Genomic DNA, 20,187 nt, shown 5'->3' on the forward strand with positions numbered 1-20,187 from the left:
TTCATGCAAGAAATGATAGATAATCTAAGCACTTATGGCTATTTAATTTTATTTTTTTATTCCTTTGGTGGAGGTATGGTTGCTATACTTGCTGCAGGAGTACTTTGTGCAAGTTCTACTAAACTTGATTTGCATTTATGTATATTTTTAGCCTTTTTAGCTAATACCATAGGTTCAACCTTGTTGTTTATCTTGGGAAAATACTATAAAAAAGACATAATGCCTTATTTTAAAAATCATAGAAGAAAAATCGCTCTTGCTATGATGAAAATCAAAAAATACGGGGATTTGCTTTTAGTGGTGCAAAAATTTATCTATGGAGTAAAAACTATCATTCCTATAGCGGCAGGTCTTTGTAAATTTAGCTTTGTAAGATTTTTTATCATTAATACCTTAGCTAGTTTAATTTGGGCTGTTGTTTTAGGTTATGCTGGTTTTATTTTTGGAAATACCCTAAAAGAAACTTTTGAAGTATTTGCCAATTATCCTTATATAGCTCCTGCTTTTATAATCACTTTAATTTTTATTATATGGTTATATTTATCACGCTTTTCTAAGAAAAAATGAGTTTAAAATTCTCTATAAAAGAAACTTATAGAGAATTTTTTATTTTATTATTATGTTTTTTAGCGATTTTTAGTTTAAATCTCATCTATGAGTATAAAAAATATCAAAATTTTAAACTTAGTAAGCATTTATTACTTAAAGATAACATCATTTTATCTTCTTATGAAAAAACTAATAAAAAAGGTAAAAAATATCAAGTTTTAAAACTTAAAAATTCTGATTTTATTTTTTACACCACTAGTTTTAAAGATCTAAATTTAAGTAAAAATGATGTAATAAATCTTAGAATAATTACTAAAAATATTAACTTTAAAGATTATCTTAGCAAAAGTTTTTATGCACCAAGTTATGATTTTAACAAAACCAAAACACAAAAAGAAAATACCTTAATAAAGTATTTTTTAAATCAACATCAAAATGAAAAGATCAAAGAATTTTATGGAGCTTTATTTTTCGCCAAAAATGTATCAAGTGAGCTTAGAAATGATGTAAATTTTTATAATATCGCACATTTAATCGCTATTAGCGGGTATCATTTGGGCTTGTTATTGAGCTTTTGCTTTTTGATTTTTACTCCTTTATACGCTTTTTTTCATAAACGATATTTTCCTTATAGAAGTTTAAAACTTGATATTAGCATTTTTGCTTTCTTGCTTTTAATTTTGTATATATTTTTAATAGACTTTAGCCCTTCTTATACAAGAGCTTTATTAATGAGTCTTTTTGCTTTTTATTTATTTAGTAAAAATATTAAAATACTCAGTTTTAAATTTTTATTTTTAAGTATAGCATTTTGCATTAGCATTTTTCCAAAACTTCTTTTTAGCATTGGGTTTTTATTTTCTATTTTAGGAGTTTTTTATATTTATTTATATCTTAATCATTTTAAAGATCAATTTTCAAATTTTACTCATGTTTTTTTACTAAATATCTGGACTTTTTTAGCAATGATTATCCCTGTCTTATACTTTTTTCCTTTACTTAGTTTTCAGCAATTTTTAGCCATACCTTTAAGTTTAGCCTTTGTAGTATTTTATCCTTTGGTTTTGATCTTGCATATTTTTTCTTATGGAAATTTATTAGATTTATATTTAATGCATTTTTTTGAGTTTAAAATGCATGCGATTAATCTATCAATACCTTTTGTGTTTTATTGTATTTATTTAATTTTATCTTTAATCGCTATATTTAATAAATACTTAGCTCTTTTTGTAGTTTCTCTTGGGTTTATTCCCTTTATTTTCTTGATTTAAAAGCAAATAAGCCTTTAATCCCAAAAGATAAATAATCCAAGAAATGTAAATCCACAAAAAGAAAAATAATATTACAGAAAAAGAACCATATACATTTAAATAAGTTTTATTATATACAGCATAATATACAAAAATCATCTTAGAAATATACCAAATTACAGAAGCACCAAAAGAACTAATAAGTAAAGTTTTTAAATCACCTTTTTTGCTTACCGAACTTGAATAAGAAACAAAAAACAAAGCCCATATAATCACATAAGGTAAAATCTCAAAAAAATTTAAAGCAATATTAAAATCGTCTAAGGTTTTTTGTATAAAACCTGAAATATAAAAACTCACTCCAAGCCCAAGTGGGGTTAAGGTTGCTAAAGTCCAATAAGAACTTATACTGTGCCAAAGACTTTTAGAATCTTCATCTAAAAGCTTATTAATCACATAATCATAACCTGAAAAAAACGCCAAAGAAGTCAAAGCCATAGCAAAAAGCCCTATAAGTCCTAAATTTACGCTGTTTTTTAAAAATGTATTGATATACTGTATGATTAATTCTTGTTGAGTTGGGATTAAAAAAGTAAAAATTAAATTTTTAATTCTTTCTTGATAAATTTCAAAACTTGGAATTTGGGTAAAAACCCAAAAACACAAAAACAAAAGTGGTATTAAAGATAAGATGGTATAAAAGCTCAAAGCCGCAGCATAATTTAAAATTTCTTTATCTCTTAAAGCTAAAAGAATTTTAAATAAGTTTTTAAAACTCATCAAAGTCCCATTTTGAAAGGATTGAGTATATTATTTGGATCAAATGCTTTTTTGATATTTCTCATTAAGTTCATTTCAGCTTCACTAAAAGCAAGCTTCATAAAAGGAGCTTTTGAAATGCCTATGCCATGCTCTCCACTTAAAGTCCCACCTAAAGAGACCGTAAGCTTAAACACCTCTTCCACAGCTTCATAACCTTTTTTAACTAATTCAGGATTGTTTTTATCACTTACCATTACATTAGTATGTACATTCCCATCGCCAGTATGACCAAAACAAGGGATTTTAAAGCCATATTTTTTAGAAATTTCAGCTATGCCTTTTAAAAGCTCAGGTAGTTTTGAACGTGGCACTGTAATATCTTCATTAAGTTTTAAATTTCCATACATTGCTATGCTTTGAGAGCAATTTCTTCTAGCAAACCAAATATTAGCTGCTTCTTGCTCATCTTTTGCTATTTTAAACTCTCTTACACCAGATTCATAAAAACTTTCTTGCAAGATTTTTAAATCCGCTTCCAAAGCCTCTTCTACATTACCATCTACATCAGCGATTAAAATCGCACCCGCATCCATAGGCAAGCCTTTTTGGAATTTTTGCTCTAATGCTTGTATGCTTAGTTGATCTAAAAATTCCATAGATACAGGAGTTACACCTTTAGCTAAAGTTTTATAAACTGCATTCATCGCTTCATCAATACTATTAAAAATCCCCATAGCTGTCTTTTTAAACTTTGGCAAAGCTACTAGTTTTAAAGTAATCTCACTAAGCACAGCCAAAGATCCCTCACTTGCTATTAAAATTCCAGCTAGATTATAACCCGCTACATCTTTTATGGTTTTTTTACCTGCTCTAATGATTTCTCCATTAGGTAAAACTGCTCTTAAGGCCATTACATAATCTTTAGTTATACCATACTTAGCAGCCCTCATACCCCCTGCATTTTCGCTTACATTTCCCCCTAAAGAAGAATACTCCATACTAGCAGGATCAGGTGGATAAAATAAGCCATATTCTTTTACTTTTTCTTGTAAAGCCATATTTATCACACCAGGCTGCACTACTGCAACTAAATTTTCAAGATCGATTTCTAAAATTTTATTCATATGTTTTTCAAAGCTTAGCACCACTCCACCATTAATAGCCAAGCTTCCACCGGTAAATCCGCTACCTGAACCCCTAGGAATAACGATGATTTTATTTTCATTGCAATATTTTAGAATTTGACTAATATCATTTTCATCTCTTGGGAAAAGCACTCCATCGGGTAAGTAATGCTTTTTAGTAGCATCATAGCTATACGCTCTTTTATGGATAGGATCAAAATGTGCATTTTCAACCCCTAAAAGTTCTTGAAAGAATTTTTGATGAATTTCTTGCATTATTTTTCTCTAGTTAAGCTAATTAGTTTTTCATAATATACATAATAATTTCCAATTGCTTCATCATTTAAGCTAAAAATATCGCTTTTATAACCCGTAATTCTTGAATAAAATGGGATTTGCAAACTTTGAGCTTGAGGTATGTTAAATTCTTCAATCTTACCAAAATCTTGACAATCAACTATCTCAGCTTTCTTTTCCAAAGCTACCACCAAAAGTCCAACGGCATTTTTTGAGCAAAAAGATCTAAAATCTGATCTTCTTGGAGTTTGGCGGTATTCTTGTATCATATGAGCACCAAATAAATCAGGGTGTAAAAAATAAATTCCATTTAATTTTTGTGCGATAAAATCATACACACTTTTATCAGGTGCTATAATCAAAGCTCTATCGTATAAATAATTCAAAACTATTTTATCGCCTACTTGTGGCAATACATTTGGTAAAGGCATAGCATCTTGGGCTAGCATATCAAAAACTTTAAATTGTAATTTAACCAAACCATTTTCGCGCCCTATCACACTAGCTCTTGCAATGATAGATTTTTGTGTATCAATTTCATGTACAACTATACCACTTGAGTGCAATAAAATCCTAGGATCATCTTTTATATAACCATAAATATCATCTACTTTTTCAAGTTTTGTTTGTATTAAATCAAAATTTTTAGCTTGTAAAAATGCTAAAAAACAACAAAGCACTAAGATAATTCTTGACAATTTATACTCCTTAAAAAGTGTAAAAAATAAATTATATTGTTTTTTCCTTACAAAATTGTAAGAAAAATTAAGTAAAATACAAATTTATGTTTAAATTTTAGAAGGCTTTAGATTATCATGAAAAAAATTTTCATATCTTTACTTATATCCATAAAACTTTTTGCTATTTCAAGTGTTGAAGAACTTTCTTGGGAAAATGGCAAAACTTTACTTGATTTTTTACAAGATCATTCTATACCACTTAATTTATATTATAATCTTGACACCGAAGATAAAGAACTAAGCGCAGAAATTGCAAGTGGCATTAAATACCAAATGCTAAAAGATGAGCAAGGTGAACTTGAGCAAGTTTTAATCCCAATTAGTGATGATTTACAAATTCATATTTACAAAAATAATGAAAACAAATTCGTATTGAGTTTTACCCCTATTTCTTACACTAAAGAAAAAAGAACCATTCGCGTAGCTATTAACAACTCAGCTTATCAAGATGTTTATGATGAAAGTGGTAGTGTAACCTTAGCAAGAGCTATGGTGAGAGCTTTTAAAAATAGTGTTAATTTTAAAAATGTCAGAAAAGGCGATAGCGTAGTATTAATTTATGAGCAAAAAAGAAGACTAGGAAGACTTTTTGGCGACATTAACATCCAAGCAGCTTTAGCTAACATTAGAGGTAAAGAATATTCTGTGTTTTTATATAAAGATTCTTATTATAATGCTCAGGGAAAAGAACTTGAAAATTTCTTTTTAACCAAACCTGTTAAATACACAAGAATTTCAGATCGCTTTACTAGAGCAAGATATCATCCTATCTTAAAACGCTATAGAGCTCACTTAGGTATCGACTATGCAGCTCCAACGGGTACTCCAGTTAAGAGTGCAGGAGATGGAACGATTAGTTTTGTTGGGACAAAAGGTGGTTATGGCAAAGTTGTGCAAGTAAAACACGTATCAGGTTATATGACTTTATATGCTCATCTTAGTCGTTTTGCAAAAATCAAACGTGGTCAAAAAGTTAAACAAGGTCAAGTGATTGCTTATGTAGGCTCTACTGGTATGAGCACTGGGCCACATTTACATTTTGGACTTTACCTAAATAACAAAGCAATTAATCCTGAAACCATAGTGAAAATTCCAAAATCAAGCCTAAGTGGTAAAAACAAAGAAGAATTTTTAAAAATGGCAAAAGAGTATGAAAACCGCTTGCAAAGCATTGATGAAAACTATAAAAATCCACCAAAAGAACAAAATATAGAAAATTCTATGGAGCTTTGAGATGATGAATGATTTTTTAGAAGCACAAGAACTTTTAAAAAATATTCCCAAAGATCAAAGCACCTATGAAATTAATGAAGCTTTAAAAACTATCAAAAGATACAACGAAGAGCTTTATTTGCAAACTCTTAAATCTTTTGATACTTACACACTTGCAAATGTAGCTACTATAACGCCTGAACATATATTAGAAGATATTTTAGAACACCTAAGCATTATAAAGATCGCAAAAGCGGTAGAAGAGCTTGAAAGTGATGATGCAACTGACTTGATTAAGCGTTTTGAAGAACTAAATCTACAAAAAACCTTAGCTATTTTAAACCGCTTAAGTTCAGAAGATAAAGAAGAAATTTTACGCCTTAAAAACTATGATGAAAATACAGCTGGTGCTTATATGCAAACAGAAATTTTCACAGCTTCTATTGATGAGAGTATAGAAAAGGCTATTAAAAGATATAGAATTTTAAAACACTCAGGACAAGTGGATCAAATTTTTCAAGTTTATATCATAGATAATCAAGGAAAGCTTTGCAATGCTATCAACTTAAGCGATCTTTTGATTTGGGATTTTAAACTAAGTTTTGCAGATATTATAAAAAATGATAATGAAAAATATAAATGCTATAGCATTAAAGATCATGAAGATATACAAAAGGCTATCGATATAGTAGAAGATTATGATTTGAGTGTTTTAGCGGTTGTAAGTGATGATGGAGTGCTTTTAGGTAGAATTACTTATGATGATATTCATGATTTAATCCAAGAAAATGCAACAGAGCAAATTTACAACTTAGCCGGAGTTGATGAGGATGCTGAAGAAGAAAGTGCTTTTAAAGCAGCCAAAGCAAGAGCTTTTTGGCTTATGATCAACCTTACTACTTCATTAATCTCAGCTAATATCATTAGCCTTTTTTCAGGCGAAATAGAACAACTTGTAGCCTTAGCAGTACTTATGCCTATCGTAGCTTCTATGGGAGGCAATACAGGATCACAGGCTTTAGCAGTAACAGTTAGAAAACTTTCACTCAATGAAGTAGAATTTAAAGACGCTAAAAAAGTTATATTAAGAGAGAGTGGAATTTCTTTACTTAATGGGCTTATATTTGCTAGTATTATGAGTATCATAGCTTTTATATGGTTTAAAACAGCTCTTTTGGGGCTTGTTATAGCATTATCAATGTTAATTAATCTAGCTTTAGCAGGCTTTGTAGGATCTTTTGTACCTTTAACATTGAAAAAATTTAAAATTGATCCAGCAGTAGGCTCAAGTGTAGTAATTACTGCAATTACCGATGGTTTGGGATTTTTTAGTTTTTTACTTTTAGCAAAAATGATTTTATTATAAAAAAGGAAAATTATGGCAAGCATCACATATAAAAACCAAGAAATAGAACTCATAGGAGATCAGCTAGAAGTTGGTGATAATGCTCCAAGAATAACTCTAAGAACTAAAAATCTCGCCCCAGTAGAAATAGCACCCCCTGGAAAAACTCAAATTTTACTAACCTTTCCTAGTTTAGATACTCAAGTATGCTCAAAGCAAGCCAAAGAAACCAACAAAAGACTAACTTCAATGAAAAATATTGAGGTTATCACCATTAGCATGGATTTACCTTTTGCTATGGATCGTTTTTGCGCTACCGAAGGAGTTGATGATATTATTGTAGCAAGTGATTTTGCTTTTAAAGATTTTGGTATTAACTATGGAGTTTTAATAGGCGATAGTGTATTTGCAGGATTATTAGCAAGAGCAGCCTTTGTAGTCAAAGACGGAAAAATAGTATATAAGCAACTTGTGGAAGAATTAATGGGAAAAATTGATTTTAAGGATTTAGAGCTTTTTATGCATAAAAATTATGGTTACCCTTTGAATTAACCTTCAAAGTTTGTAACCACAAAATCTTCTTTTGGAGCTTCAATAAAGCAAGATTTTTCTTTTAAGAAGAGCAAATCCACATGCCCTACAGGACCATTTCTATTTTTACCTATAATAAGCTCAGCCTTTTCTTGCATAGGATTTGGCATAAATTTTCTCTCATAAGTTTTGCCTTCATTTTTTGCTTTATTTTCTCTTTCTTTTTCTTCTTGCTCTCTATAAACCTCATCTCTATATACAAACAAAATGGTATCTGCATCTTGTTCTATAGCACCACTTTCTCTTAAATCACTAAGCATAGGACGCTTATTTGCTCTACTTTCCAATGAACGATTAAGCTGAGATAAAGCGACCACAGGCATATTTAATTCTCTTGCTAAAAGTTTTAAACCTCTTGAAATTTCACTCACTTGCAAATGCCTATCATTAAAAGCTGAATTACTCATCATAAGACCGATGTAGTCAACTACGCAAAGTTCAATACTCTCATCTTGGGCTTTGATTTTGCGTAAAATTGAACGAATATCTGCTATGCTAGCATAACCGCTATCGTAAATATAAAGATTTTGTTGTGCATATTCATTACAAGCATCACCCACCCTACTCCACTCATCATCATTTAAATCTGCGATTAGAATTTTTTGCAAAGGAATAGAGGTTTTTGCGCTGATTAATCTTTGCATGATTTGTGTAGCAGGCATTTCTAGTGAAAACATCACAACGCCTTTATTTTGCCTTAGTGTTTTTTCTATAAAATTTAAACAAATCGTAGTTTTTCCCATACCAGGGCGTGCTGCGATGATTACAAGATCACCAGGTTTAAAGCCTTTTGTCATTTTATTAAGCTCACTAAAACCTGTATCAAGTCCCAAAATATCTTTGTTTTCTGCTTCTTTTTGCTTTTTAAACTCATCCATAAGTTCAGACATCACCATAGTCATATCCTTAATACTATTACTATTTACACGGTTGGTAAGATTAAAAATCTCTTTGCCTATTTCATCTGAAATTTGAGAAATGCTTTTATCTTCATTTACCCTTGTAGGTATAGTATAAGCAAAATTTAAAAGTTGGCGTCTAATGGACTTTTCCCTTAGTTCATAAGCGTATTTGCTCACATCTGCTATGGAGGTAGTGGCTAAAACTTCAGCTAAAATTTGCTCATCTACTTTTTTATGTTTTCTTATAAAACTTGCACTTATAGGCTCGCCTGCATTCACACAAGCTAAAATCGCTTTGTAAATATCTTGATGAGCTTTGAGTGAAAAATCATTAATCTCAATATCTGAAGAAATACTAAAAAAAGAATCCTCACTGAATATACAAGAACTTAAAATCGCCCTTTCAAGATCTAAATCAAAATGCTCATTATTGTAACTCATACATACTCCAAATTATAAATTTGCAAATAAATCAGTTGATAAATATCGCTCTGCTGTATCATTTAACATAGTTAAGACTTTTTTATCGGGATTTTCTAAAGCGATTTTTCTAGCCATATATATATTTGCACCACTTGAAATTCCTGCCATTATGCCGTTTTTACCAAGCTCTAAGGCTGTATTTATAGCATCTTCATTACTTACACAAACTATCTCATCTATAATTTTTTGATTTAAAATTTTAGGAATAAAATTTGCACCTATACCTTGAATTTTATGACTTGCAGCGGTATTTTGACTCAAAAGTGGTGAGGCTGCAGGTTCTAAAGCTATGATTTTGATATTAGGATTGTGTTCTTTTAAAATTTCTCCTACCCCACTTATAGTCCCACCTGTGCCAAAACCTGCTAAAAAAATATCAAGGTCAGGCAAAGCTTTTAAAATTTCTAAAGCAGTATTTTTTCTATGTGCGTTTTTGTTGTTGATATTTTCAAATTGACTTACCATAAACGAATTTGGAATTTCACTCAAAAGCTCATTAGCTCTATCAAGTGCTCCTTGCATACCCTTGCTTGTTTGAGTAAGCTCTAGCTTTGCACCAAAAAAACTCATCATTTTTCTACGCTCAATACTCATAGACTCAGGCATAGCTATGATAAGTTTAAGCTTTAAGCTTGCGCAAATCATTGCTAAAGCTATGCCAGTATTTCCGCTAGTGGCTTCTATAATAGTTGTTTCTTGATTGATCTTACCCTCACTTAAAGCTTGTTTTATCATCTCTACAGCCGCTCTATCTTTTATAGAATGACTTGGATTAAAATACTCACATTTAGCATAAAGATTTGGAGCAAATTCTTTTAAAGAAACAATCGGAGTATTACCTATACAATCTAAAATATTATTATAAACTGACATTGCTTTCCTTGTAATTTTTTAAAAACAATATCAAAAGAAAATTAATACTTAATCTATGAAGAAAAACGCAAAAGTTAGAAACTTTTGCGCAAAGAATTATTTTTTAGCTTTTTTAGCGGTTTTAGCAGCAGCAACTGCATCTTTAAGGTTTTTACCTACTTTAAATTTAGCAACTTTAGTAGCAGGTACTTTGATAGTAGCACCAGTGCTTGGTACTCTAGCTTCTCTAGCAGCTCTTTCAGCTACAGAAAATGTACCAAAACCGATAAAGCTAATGCTATCACCTTTAGCTAATACATCAGTAATAGTAGCGATTACTGCATCAGTAGCTGCAGTTGCATCTTTTTTAGTTAGCCCAGCAGTTTGAGCAACTTGAGAAATAAAATCTGCTTTAGTCATAAAAAGCTCCTTGATTAAAAATGATTGTTAAGTTTAACACATTTATCAAGCTTTTGCAAGAGGTTTTGCATATAATTACTAATTTTCGTTGTTTGCATCTGGAAAATATTTTTTTACAGCTTTTATAAATTCATCAATATTATATTTTCTAATTTTATTTTCAAAATTTTCAAGATACTCTTCAATATTAGTCTTAGTGAGAATATTTGTTTGGTTCTTTATTGCTATAAGTTGTATCTCATTCATATCGATATTGTAGTGTGTTAAATCTCTGTAATTTGCAATATTATCTGCATAATCTAAATCATCAAATCCATATATTTTAACGTTTTGATATTTACTTGTCTCTAAAACAATCCAATGAAGAATAGATTTGATCCTACTAAAATACAATCCCCTGTCTCCATTGTCAATTGAATAAAACAGACGAGAATAAGATGGTATTAAAATATCAAAATTAATTTGAGGATTTTTTTCAATTATTTCCAACAAATAAACTTTTAAAATATTTTGCATTTGTTTCATTTTTACTTGCGTTTCGCTATAATTATTTTTTATTATAAATTTTGAATGTCGTATTTTTTCAAAGGCAAAATCTGTCCCTTTGTAGTGTTTTGAAGATTTCAACCAATTATCAAAACCACCAAACCTATGCCCCACATCATTTATCCAAAAAGTTCTTGAGTCCAAATCTTTGTTCTTGTAACAATCATCATTAATATTTAAAATACAAAACAAAAATCTTTTTTGTAAATAAACTAATATATCATTATAATAATTATTATCATATAAAAAATCAAAGTATTTCGTATCTCTTGTAGCTAAATCTAAAATCATTGTCAGATCCAAGGAATAAATCACGCGTTTGATATTTTTATTTTTTAAAAAAGTATAATTTAAAAAAATAGCCCTTTCATTAAAATAAAGTCCTGGGGAAGATATATTAATAAACCGTTCGTTTAAAAGAGTATTGGCTTTCTTAGGAGAAGTATTTTCCAGCATTGAACTACCTATGATAATACTATCAAAACTATAATTTTTAATTATTCCTTGGTTAGCTAATCTAGAATCCTTATCAAAGCTTTCTGCTCTAAACCAAGGTTTATGATAAAGCATTAGAGGATCGTATATAAACATATAAACAAGATAGCAAAAAATAAAAGGTAAAGGTATAAATAAAACCTTTAATACAAATTTTTTATACGATTTAAACATTTTTATCCTTAGAAGTTAAAATAAATAAATTCAGTATAGGGAATTACACCTAAAATAAATATAGATGTATATAAGAAAAATATAACAACTAAAATATAAAATACATTGGGTTTCATAACATTAGTTTTTTCGATACTATTTTTAAACCCAATACATAAAATCATACAAACGATAATGTAAATTAAAGTTTCATTACTACCATTGATGGAAGCCAAAGTATGTTTCCATCTTGAATAAAATCTGTATGGCAATTCCATCCAAGTTATACCAAACATAGCTTTTAAAAGATTTATAGCACCTTGAAGATTTTCGCTTCTAAAAAATATCCACGCAAGATTAATAAAATTAAAAGTTACAAACCATGCAAATATTTTATAAATGATGCTTTCTTTAAATTTTACATTTGGGGTTATAAAAGCATATATTCTATGAAGTACCATAGCTAGTCCATGCAACACCCCCCATATCACAAAACCCCATCCAGCTCCATGCCATACTCCACTAACAAAAGCTACTATAAAAAGATTTCTTAAATTTATAATCTTAGAAACTCTATTACCACCTAAAGGTATATATAAATAATCTTTTAAAAATTTACCTAATGTTATATGCCATCTTCTCCAAAAATCACTTATATTTAATGCTTTATAAGGAGAGTTAAAATTAATAGGAAGTTTTATACTAAAAAATAAAGCTATACCTATAGCCATATCACAATAGCCACTAAAATCAAAATAAAGCTGAAAAGTATAAGATAAAGAAGTTGCCCAAGCTTCAAAAATATTTAAAGTACCTCCATTTTCAACTATCTTAAACCCTGCATTAGCCCAAAGCGCAAAAGAATCAGCAATATATACTTTCTTAAATAAACCCATAGAAAATATAAATAATCCTTTAGCTATATTTTCCCAATTAATAAGAATAGAATTATTCCAAAGCATACTCTTAAATTGAGGCATCATTTCTTTATGATGCACTATTGGACCTGCTATAAGTTGAGGAAAAAATGTTATAAACAAAGCATAATCTAAAATATTTATTTTATATGTATTTTCACTTTTTAAACTTTCTATATTTGTTCTTTTATAACAATCTACTAAAAAAGCAATTTGTTGAAAAGTAAAAAAAGATATAGCTAAAGGTAGTAATATATGCGGCAAAGGAATATTAAAATCTAGTTGGACTATTTGAAAAAATACATTAAAATTTTCTAAAAGAAAATCAGTGTATTTAAAAAAAGCAAGTAAAGCTAAATTAAAAAACACACCACTATAAAATAACAATTTTACTTTTTTTCTATTAAGTAAAATTAAATTTGCAAGATAAAAATTCACACCCATAGAAAGCAATAAAATCAAAACATATTCAACCTTCCAAAAAGCATAAAAAAATAAACTTGCTAAGACTAAAAATAATTTTGCGCTTTGAATATGATTAAATTTTTTAAGCATATAAAATATAATTAAAACTATAGGTAAAAATATAAATATAAATTCATAAGAACTAAAAACCATTTATACTCCTGAAAAATTTTTTGCTAAATTTATTACCACATCAGGCTTTAAGTCTTTCATACATTTATGATGTTTTAAAGGGCAGACCTTTTGCATACAAGGCATACAAACTAAATTTAAGTGTGCTATTTTAGCATTTTCTTGCCAAGGTGAGGTTTGACTAAATTTAGTAGAGCCAAAAACAGCCACCGTTTTCACTCCATAAACTGCGCCTATATGCATAGGACCACTATCGTTTGTGATTAGTAAATCAAGCATAGAAATATTTTTACATAAAGTATAAATGCTAGTTTTACCACAAAGATTTTTTGCCCTTATGCCTTCTTTTAGAAGAAATTGTTCAATTTCATCACAAATTTCTCTCTCACTTTCTACTCCAAAGATTAAAATTTGATGCGTGGAGCTAAATTCTTTTGCTACCCTTGCAAAATAACTCGCCTCCCATCTTTTAGCACTTCCAAAATGTGCACCTGGATTTATACCTAAAATTTTTTGAGTTGATTTTGCTTTTATAGGGAGTTTTAAAGAATTTGAAGTGGCTTTAAAATTTAAGGCTTTTTCTATGAAATTTAAGTACTTTAAGACTTGATGTTCTTCTTTTAGAATATTTTTATCAAAATAAAATCTTTTTTTTGCTTTAATTAGATTTAAAATGATCTTACTTGAAAATGCCGAGCGAAACGAAAAAGCTAGATCAAATTTACCAAGGTTTTTTCTAGCTTGTAAAATTTGCTTATATCTTTGTTTTTTATTTTCTACTAAAATTTGAGCATTTTCAAAGCGTTTAAAAAGCTCTGTACTCACAAAAGAACCATAAAAAGTAAATTTAGCTTGGGGATACTTTTCTTTTATAGCATAAATAGCCGCACTAGCCATCACCGCATCGCCAAGCCAAGTAGGAAGGTTGATAAAAATATTCATAAGACTCCAATTGTTAATTCTGCTTTATTTGATCGTATAAAGGCTTTAAATTTAATATTTCAATTTTATCTTCAATCGTTTTTAAATATTTATCGATATTTTGATAATTTATAATATGGGTCTGATTTTTTATAGCGTTAAGTTGAATTGAATTCATATCAATATTATAATGATTTAAATCTTTATAATTTGCAATATCATCTGCATAATCTAAATCATCAAATCCATATATTTTAGCATTTTCATAAGGTCTAATCTGCAAAACAATATATTTTATTAACTTTGACCACTTATTATAATATTGATTTTCAGCTTGCATCATTCTATGATAAATTCTGCTATATGTTGGCAAAATTAAAGAAAATTTAATATTTGGATATTTTTCAATATAATTAATTAAATAAAGCTGAATATGTTGTTTTAAATCATCAAAATTATCATAAGATACCCTATGTTTATATCTTCCTTCATATAAATCAATAATACTTGCAATATCCTTACGAACACCTTCTTCTATATTTTTAATCCAATTTTTAATCCCTCCAAATTGCTTTTGCGCAATCGGACTTTTAATCCACTTTGGTAAGTTTTCCAACTCAGTATCACTTCCAACACATTTTTTGCTACTAGAAAATTTCAATGCACATGAAATAAATTTTTTATTGAGATAAAATTTTAAATCATTATAGTAATTATCATCATATAAAAAATCAAAATTTCTAGTATCATGATTTTTTATATTCATAATAGCAAATTCATCCAAAGAAATTATCAAATGCTTGATGTCTCTTTTTTTTAAAGCATAATCTAAAATAATTTTTCTTTGATTAAAAGTACTTCCACCTATTGATAAATTAATAAATTGTCCCCCAAGTTTAGAAGATGCTTCTGCAGACGAAGTATTTTGTAGCATTGAACTACCTATAATTAAAGAATCAAAATTACTATAATCAATTATTCCTCTAGCGCTAATAATTACGTCATTATAATATGTTTTTTTTCTAAGCCAAGGTTCATGATAAAGTTGCAATGGATCATACACATAAAGTAAACTCCCCAAAAACAACACAAAAGGCAAAGGTATTAATAAAGAATAAATTACAAATTTTTTATATGATTTAAACATTTTTATCCTTAGAAGTTAAAATAAATAAATTCAGTATAGGGAACTATGCCTAAAGTTATCAAAGCTATATATAAAAAAAGCATAACTAATAAAGAATTCATATAACTAGCTTTAAACTTTTCAAGCTTTTCGATACTATTTTTAAACCCAATACATAAAATCATACAAACGATAATGTAAATTAAAGTTTCATTACTACCACTAATTTGCACTAAAGATTCTTTCATTCTATGCCATTTTATAGGCAATTCCATCCAAGTTATACCAAACATAGCTTTTAAAAGATTTATAGCACCTTGAAGATTTTCGCTTCTAAAAAATATCCACGCAAGATTAATAAAATTAAAAGTTACAAACCATGCAAATATTTTATAAATGATGCTTTCTTTAAATTTTACATTTGGGGTTATAAAAGCATATATTCTATGAAGTACCATAGCTAATCCATGCAACACTCCCCATATCACAAAACCCCATCCAGCTCCATGCCATACTCCACTAACAAAAGCTACTATAAAAAGATTTCTTAAATTTATAATCTTAGAAACCCTATTACCACCCAAAGGTATATATAAATAATCTTTTAAAAATTTACCTAATGTTATATGCCATCTTCTCCAAAAATCACTTATATTCAATGCTTTATAAGGAGAGTTAAAATTAATAGGAAGTTTTATACTAAAAAATAAAGCTATACCTATAGCCATATCACAATAGCCACTAAAATCAAAATAAAGTTGAAAAGTATAAGATAAAGAAGTTACCCAAGCTTCAAAAATATTTAAAGTACCTCCATTTTCAACTATCTTAAACCCTGCATTAGCCCAAAGCGCAAAAGAATCAGCAATATATACTTTCTTAAATAAACCCATAGAAAATATAAATAATCCTTTGGCTATATTTTCCCAATTAATAAGAATAGAATTATTCCAAAGCATACTCTTAAATTGAGGCATCATTTCTTTATGATGCACTATTGGACCTGCTATAAGTTGAGGAAAAAATGTTATAAACAAAGCATAATCTAAAATATTTATTTTGTATGCATTTTCACTTTTTAAACTTTCTATATTTGTTCTTTTATAACAATCTACTAAAAAAGCAATTTGTTGAAAAGTAAAAAAAGATATAGCTAAAGGTAGTAATATATGTGGCAAAGGAATATTAAAATCTAGTCGGGCTACTTGAAAAAATACATTAAAATTTTCTAAAAGAAAATCGGTGTATTTAAAAAAAGCAAGTAAAGCTAAATTAAAAAATACACCACTGTAAAATAACAATTTTACTTTTTTTCTATTAAGTAAAATTAAATTTGCAAGATAAAAATTTACACCCATAGAGAGCAATAAAATCAAAACATATTCAACCTTCCAAAAAGCATAAAAAAATAAACTTGCTAAGACTAAAAATAATTTTGCACTTTGAATATGATTAAATTTTTTAAGCATATAAAATATAATTAAAACTATAGGTAAAAATATAAATATAAATTCATAAGAACTAAAAACCATTTATACTCCTGAAAATAAAGGCTATAATTGTATCATCACTTTACTTAAAGAGTTAACATGAGTCAAATTTCCATCATACTACCAACTTATAATGTGGAAAAATATATTGCTAAAACATTAGAAAGTTGTATTAACCAAACTTTTAAGGATATAGAAATCATTATAGTAGATGACCTTGGCAATGATAAAAGTATAGATATAGCTAAAGAATATGCTAGTAAAGATGATAGAATAAAAATCATACATAATGAAGAAAATTTAGGAACCTTTGCTAGTAGAAATATAGGTGTATTAAATGCAAAATCAGATTTTATAATGTTTTTAGATCCTGATGATTATTTAGAGCTTAATGCTTGTGAGCTTGGGCTTGAAAAAATTAAAAATGTAGATATGGTAGTGTTTGATGCGTATGTACATAGGGTGAAATTTAAGAAATTTTATAGATTTAAACAAGATGAATATTTTAATAAAGATGATTTTTTAAATTTCTTACTCAATCAAAAGCATTTTTGCTGGAGTGTTTGGGCAAAAGTATATAGAAAAAATTTGATTTTAAAAAGTTTTGAATATGTTGATTTCAAAGAAAGACTTTGCTATGGGGAGGATGTGCTTTTTAATTATATAAATTTTATAATTAGTGAGAGTTTTTTTGTATCGCGAGAATGTATATACCGCTATGAATTTAATGAAAATGGTAGATATGAAAACAAAAATAAAGGAATTTTATGGCAAAATTACAAGCATAAAAAACAAAGTTTAAAATACATTAAAAAATTAGCTAATATTTTTCCATATAAGTATTTTAATGAAAAAATATTAGAAGTTTTAGTAAAAGAAAAAAAATTTTTATATCATACAAGTAAAAACTGATGCATCTAAGGAAAGACATGAAAGGAATTATACTTGCAGGTGGCTCTGGAACAAGACTATATCCTAGTACTTTAACTTTATGTAAACAATTACTTCCAATCTATGATAAACCTATGATTTATTATCCACTTTCGGTGTTAATGCTTGCTCAAATTCAAGAAGTTTTAATTATATCTACACCAAAAGACATAGTAAAATTTCAAGAACTTTTTCAAGATGGATCATGGCTTGGGATGGATATATCCTATTGTATTCAAGAAAAACCTGAAGGATTAGCACAAGGCTTAATACTTGCTAGTGATTTTATAAAAAATGATGACATAGCTTTAATTTTAGGAGATAATATCTTCTACGGACAAGGCTTTACAGATATACTTAAAACCGCAAAAGAAGATGCAAAAAAACATTATGCAAGTATATTTTCATATCATGTAAAAGATCCAGAGCGTTTTGGGGTAGCAGAAATTTCTAAAAATGGAGAAGTTTTAAGCATAGAAGAAAAACCTCAGCAACCTAAAAGCAACTATGCTGTTACAGGATTATATTTTTATGATAATCAGGCTATAGACATAGCTAAAAATATCAAACCAAGTCAAAGAGGCGAACTAGAGATAACTGATGTAAATATAGAATATTTAAAACTAAAAAAACTAAAATCTCAAATTCTAGGAAGGGGTTTTGCTTGGGTTGATACCGGAACACATGATAGTCTCATAGAAGCAAGTTCTTTTGTGCAAACAATAGAATTAAGACAAGGTTATAAAATAGCCTGCTTAGAAGAAATAGCCTTTAGAAATGGGTGGATTGATGAGACTAAGCTTTTAAAACGAGCTAAATTATTAGAAAAAAGTGGCTATGGAAGCTATCTTCAAAAAATTTTACAAGGTTTTTAAATGAATAATATCTTAATTACCGGTGGAGCGGGTTTTATAGGGAGTAATTTTATAAATCATTATTTACAACATCATCCAAAAGATAAAATCATCAATCTTGATTTATTAACTTACGCAGCAAATTTACAAAACCTTCAAGCAAGTAGCAATCATCCTAACTATACTTTTTACAAGGGAGATATTTGTGATCAACATCTAGTCTGTGATATTTTTCAAAAACATTCTATTAATATAGTTATTCATTTTGCAGCAGAATCACATGTAGATAATTCCATACAAAATCCTGATATTTTTATAAAAACCAACATCAATGGAACTTTTAATCTTTTACACAATGCCTATAAACATTGGTTTTTAGAGCCATTTGTGAAAAATCCAAAATTTAACAAAACTCTTTTTTATCATATTAGCACAGATGAGGTTTTTGGAAGTCTTGGAGAAGATGGTTATTTCACAGAAAAAACACCATATGCTCCAAATTCGCCTTATTCTGCTTCTAAAGCAAGCTCAGATATGCTCGTAAGAAGTTACCATCATACTTATGGATTAAATACTATAATCTCAAATTGTTCTAACAACTATGGCCCAAATCAACACGATGAAAAACTCATACCAACCATCATAAGAAACGCATTAAATGACAACTCTATCCCAATATATGGAGATGGTAAAAATATCCGAGATTGGCTTTTTGTACAAGATCATTGCGAAGCTATAGAGCAAATTTTACACTATGCTTTAAAAAATTCTAAAAACACTTTTTTTGATACATTCAATATAGGCGGAAACGAAGAATGGCAAAATATAGACATAGCTTATAAAATTTGCTCATTTTTAGATACAATTTTACCAAAACAACACTCATACAAAGAACAAATTTCTTTTGTAAAAGATAGAGCTGGGCATGATAGAAGATATGCTATAGATTCAAGCAAGCTTAAAAATACTCTACAATGGAAACCAAAAGAAAGTTTTGAGAGTGGCTTGAAAAAAACTATAAAATGGTATATAGAAAAATATAAGGACGCTCAATGATCTTTATTGGTAAATTTTATCAAAAATGCCGAATATTATTCTATCGATATGTTTTGTCAAATATACATATAAAGGGTAAATTTAAAATAAATTCTCCAACATTATTTCAAAGTTTTAATATGGGGCAAATTAATATAGAAAAAAATGTTAATTTAGGATATTTTCCATCGCCACATTTTTATTCTTGCTATAATCATATAGATGTTAGAGACTTGGGTTTATGCATTATAAAAAGAGATACATACCTCAATAATAATTTTAGTTTAATTTCTTATAAGCATAAAATTATTATTGGCGAAAGGTGTTTAATAGGAACAAATTTTTCAGCAATTAATTCAGATTTTCATGGTATTACTATTAATAATCGTAATAATCCAGAAAAAATTTTAAGTGCAGATATTATAATTGGTGATGACTGTTTTGTAGGAAATAATGTAACAATACTAAAAGGAGTTAAGTTAGGAAAAGGTTGTGTTGTTGCAAATTCAAGCGTAGTTACAAAATCGTTTAAAGAAAATTCCTTAATAGGTGGAAATCCTGCTAAACTAATTAAAATCATATCTCAAGAGGATTAA

The 20,187-nt window shown here is 28.4% G+C and carries 20 protein-coding genes; 9 read left to right on the forward strand and 11 right to left on the reverse strand.

Going from position 1 to position 20,187, the window contains the following annotated elements; all coding sequences use genetic code 11:
• Positions 1-3: 3 nt before the first annotated feature.
• Complete coding sequence (locus EL235_RS06090; RefSeq protein WP_114640557.1) at positions 4-567, forward strand: DedA family protein; 564 nt, start codon at positions 4-6, stop codon at positions 565-567.
• Entirely contained in the window at positions 564-1,820 is a 1,257-nt protein-coding gene (locus tag EL235_RS06095) for a ComEC/Rec2 family competence protein (RefSeq protein ID WP_039626838.1), read from the forward strand. The genes EL235_RS06090 and EL235_RS06095 overlap by 4 nt, the downstream gene beginning before the upstream one ends.
• Here EL235_RS06095 and EL235_RS06100 read toward each other — a convergent pair.
• The 3 genes from EL235_RS06100 to EL235_RS06110 are packed head-to-tail and all read right to left on the reverse strand — an operon-like array spanning position 1,767 to position 4,671.
• Entirely contained in the window at positions 1,767-2,579 is an 813-nt protein-coding gene (locus EL235_RS06100; protein WP_039626840.1) for a ribonuclease BN, read from the reverse strand. The two genes, EL235_RS06095 and EL235_RS06100, sit on opposite strands and share 54 nt — an antisense overlap.
• Positions 2,579-3,961: an FAD-linked oxidase C-terminal domain-containing protein gene (locus EL235_RS06105; RefSeq protein WP_126341030.1), complete on the reverse strand. Its 1,383-nt coding sequence runs from the start codon at positions 3,959-3,961 to the stop codon at positions 2,579-2,581. The genes EL235_RS06100 and EL235_RS06105 overlap by 1 nt, the downstream gene beginning before the upstream one ends.
• Positions 3,961-4,671 (reverse strand): plasminogen-binding N-terminal domain-containing protein, encoded by a 711-nt coding sequence (locus EL235_RS06110; RefSeq protein ID WP_414973607.1) that lies wholly within the window; start codon positions 4,669-4,671, stop codon positions 3,961-3,963. Before EL235_RS06110 ends, EL235_RS06105 begins: the two co-directional genes overlap by 1 nt.
• Before the next feature lie 126 nt (positions 4,672-4,797).
• Here EL235_RS06110 and EL235_RS06115 point away from each other — a divergent pair, with 126 nt between their 5' ends.
• Genes EL235_RS06115 through tpx form a run of 3 tightly spaced genes read left to right on the forward strand, consistent with a single transcriptional unit; the run spans position 4,798 to position 7,831 of the window.
• Entirely contained in the window at positions 4,798-5,955 is a 1,158-nt protein-coding gene (locus EL235_RS06115; protein WP_114640562.1) for a peptidoglycan DD-metalloendopeptidase family protein, read from the forward strand.
• A 1-nt stretch (position 5,956) separates the two neighbouring features.
• Positions 5,957-7,300 carry a magnesium transporter gene (mgtE, locus tag EL235_RS06120; RefSeq protein WP_114640563.1) on the forward strand — a complete coding sequence of 448 codons (1,344 nt, stop codon included), beginning with the start codon at positions 5,957-5,959 and terminating at the stop codon, positions 7,298-7,300.
• A gap of 12 nt (positions 7,301-7,312) precedes the next feature.
• The gene (tpx, locus tag EL235_RS06125; RefSeq protein WP_039626849.1) at positions 7,313-7,831 is read left to right on the forward strand and encodes a thiol peroxidase; all 519 of its coding nucleotides are present in this window, start codon (positions 7,313-7,315) and stop codon (positions 7,829-7,831) included.
• Here the strand turns inward: tpx and EL235_RS06130 are convergent.
• The 8 genes from EL235_RS06130 to EL235_RS06165 form a co-directional block, all read right to left on the reverse strand.
• Positions 7,828-9,213, reverse strand: coding sequence for a replicative DNA helicase (locus EL235_RS06130; protein ID WP_126341032.1), 1,386 nt, complete (start codon positions 9,211-9,213; stop codon positions 7,828-7,830). The two genes, tpx and EL235_RS06130, sit on opposite strands and share 4 nt — an antisense overlap.
• Before the next feature lie 12 nt (positions 9,214-9,225).
• Entirely contained in the window at positions 9,226-10,128 is a 903-nt protein-coding gene (gene cysK, locus EL235_RS06135; RefSeq protein WP_126341033.1) for a cysteine synthase A, read from the reverse strand.
• Positions 10,129-10,224: 96 nt separating this feature from the next.
• Positions 10,225-10,527 (reverse strand): HU family DNA-binding protein, encoded by a 303-nt coding sequence (locus EL235_RS06140; RefSeq protein WP_039619003.1) that lies wholly within the window; start codon positions 10,525-10,527, stop codon positions 10,225-10,227.
• 78 nt (positions 10,528-10,605) lie between these two features.
• On the reverse strand, positions 10,606-11,742 hold the full coding sequence (locus tag EL235_RS06145; protein ID WP_126341034.1) for a hypothetical protein: 1,137 nt from the start codon (positions 11,740-11,742) through the stop codon (positions 10,606-10,608).
• Positions 11,743-11,750: 8 nt separating this feature from the next.
• Positions 11,751-13,256, reverse strand: coding sequence for an MBOAT family O-acyltransferase (locus EL235_RS06150; protein WP_126341035.1), 1,506 nt, complete (start codon positions 13,254-13,256; stop codon positions 11,751-11,753).
• Positions 13,257-14,177 carry a lipopolysaccharide heptosyltransferase II gene (gene waaF / locus EL235_RS06155; protein ID WP_126341036.1) on the reverse strand — a complete coding sequence of 307 codons (921 nt, stop codon included), beginning with the start codon at positions 14,175-14,177 and terminating at the stop codon, positions 13,257-13,259.
• A gap of 13 nt (positions 14,178-14,190) precedes the next feature.
• Positions 14,191-15,303 (reverse strand): hypothetical protein, encoded by a 1,113-nt coding sequence (locus EL235_RS06160; protein ID WP_126341037.1) that lies wholly within the window; start codon positions 15,301-15,303, stop codon positions 14,191-14,193.
• An 8-nt stretch (positions 15,304-15,311) separates the two neighbouring features.
• On the reverse strand, positions 15,312-16,814 hold the full coding sequence (locus EL235_RS06165) for an MBOAT family O-acyltransferase (RefSeq protein WP_126341038.1): 1,503 nt from the start codon (positions 16,812-16,814) through the stop codon (positions 15,312-15,314).
• 57 nt (positions 16,815-16,871) lie between these two features.
• Here EL235_RS06165 and EL235_RS06170 point away from each other — a divergent pair, with 57 nt between their 5' ends.
• Genes EL235_RS06170 through EL235_RS06185 form a run of 4 tightly spaced genes read left to right on the forward strand, consistent with a single transcriptional unit; the run spans position 16,872 to position 20,187 of the window.
• The gene (locus tag EL235_RS06170) at positions 16,872-17,684 is read left to right on the forward strand and encodes a glycosyltransferase family 2 protein (RefSeq protein WP_126341039.1); all 813 of its coding nucleotides are present in this window, start codon (positions 16,872-16,874) and stop codon (positions 17,682-17,684) included.
• Between the two features lie 17 nt (positions 17,685-17,701).
• Complete coding sequence (gene rfbA, locus EL235_RS06175) at positions 17,702-18,577, forward strand: glucose-1-phosphate thymidylyltransferase RfbA (RefSeq protein ID WP_126341040.1); 876 nt, start codon at positions 17,702-17,704, stop codon at positions 18,575-18,577.
• Positions 18,578-19,612 carry a dTDP-glucose 4,6-dehydratase gene (gene rfbB / locus EL235_RS06180; RefSeq protein ID WP_126341041.1) on the forward strand — a complete coding sequence of 345 codons (1,035 nt, stop codon included), beginning with the start codon at positions 18,578-18,580 and terminating at the stop codon, positions 19,610-19,612.
• A complete protein-coding gene (locus EL235_RS06185) occupies positions 19,609-20,187 on the forward strand; it encodes an acyltransferase (RefSeq protein ID WP_126341042.1) in 579 nt (192 codons plus the stop codon). The genes rfbB and EL235_RS06185 overlap by 4 nt, the downstream gene beginning before the upstream one ends.

The sequence above is a fragment of the Campylobacter lari genome, assembly GCF_900638335.1.
GTDB lineage: Bacteria > Campylobacterota > Campylobacteria > Campylobacterales > Campylobacteraceae > Campylobacter_D > Campylobacter_D lari_E.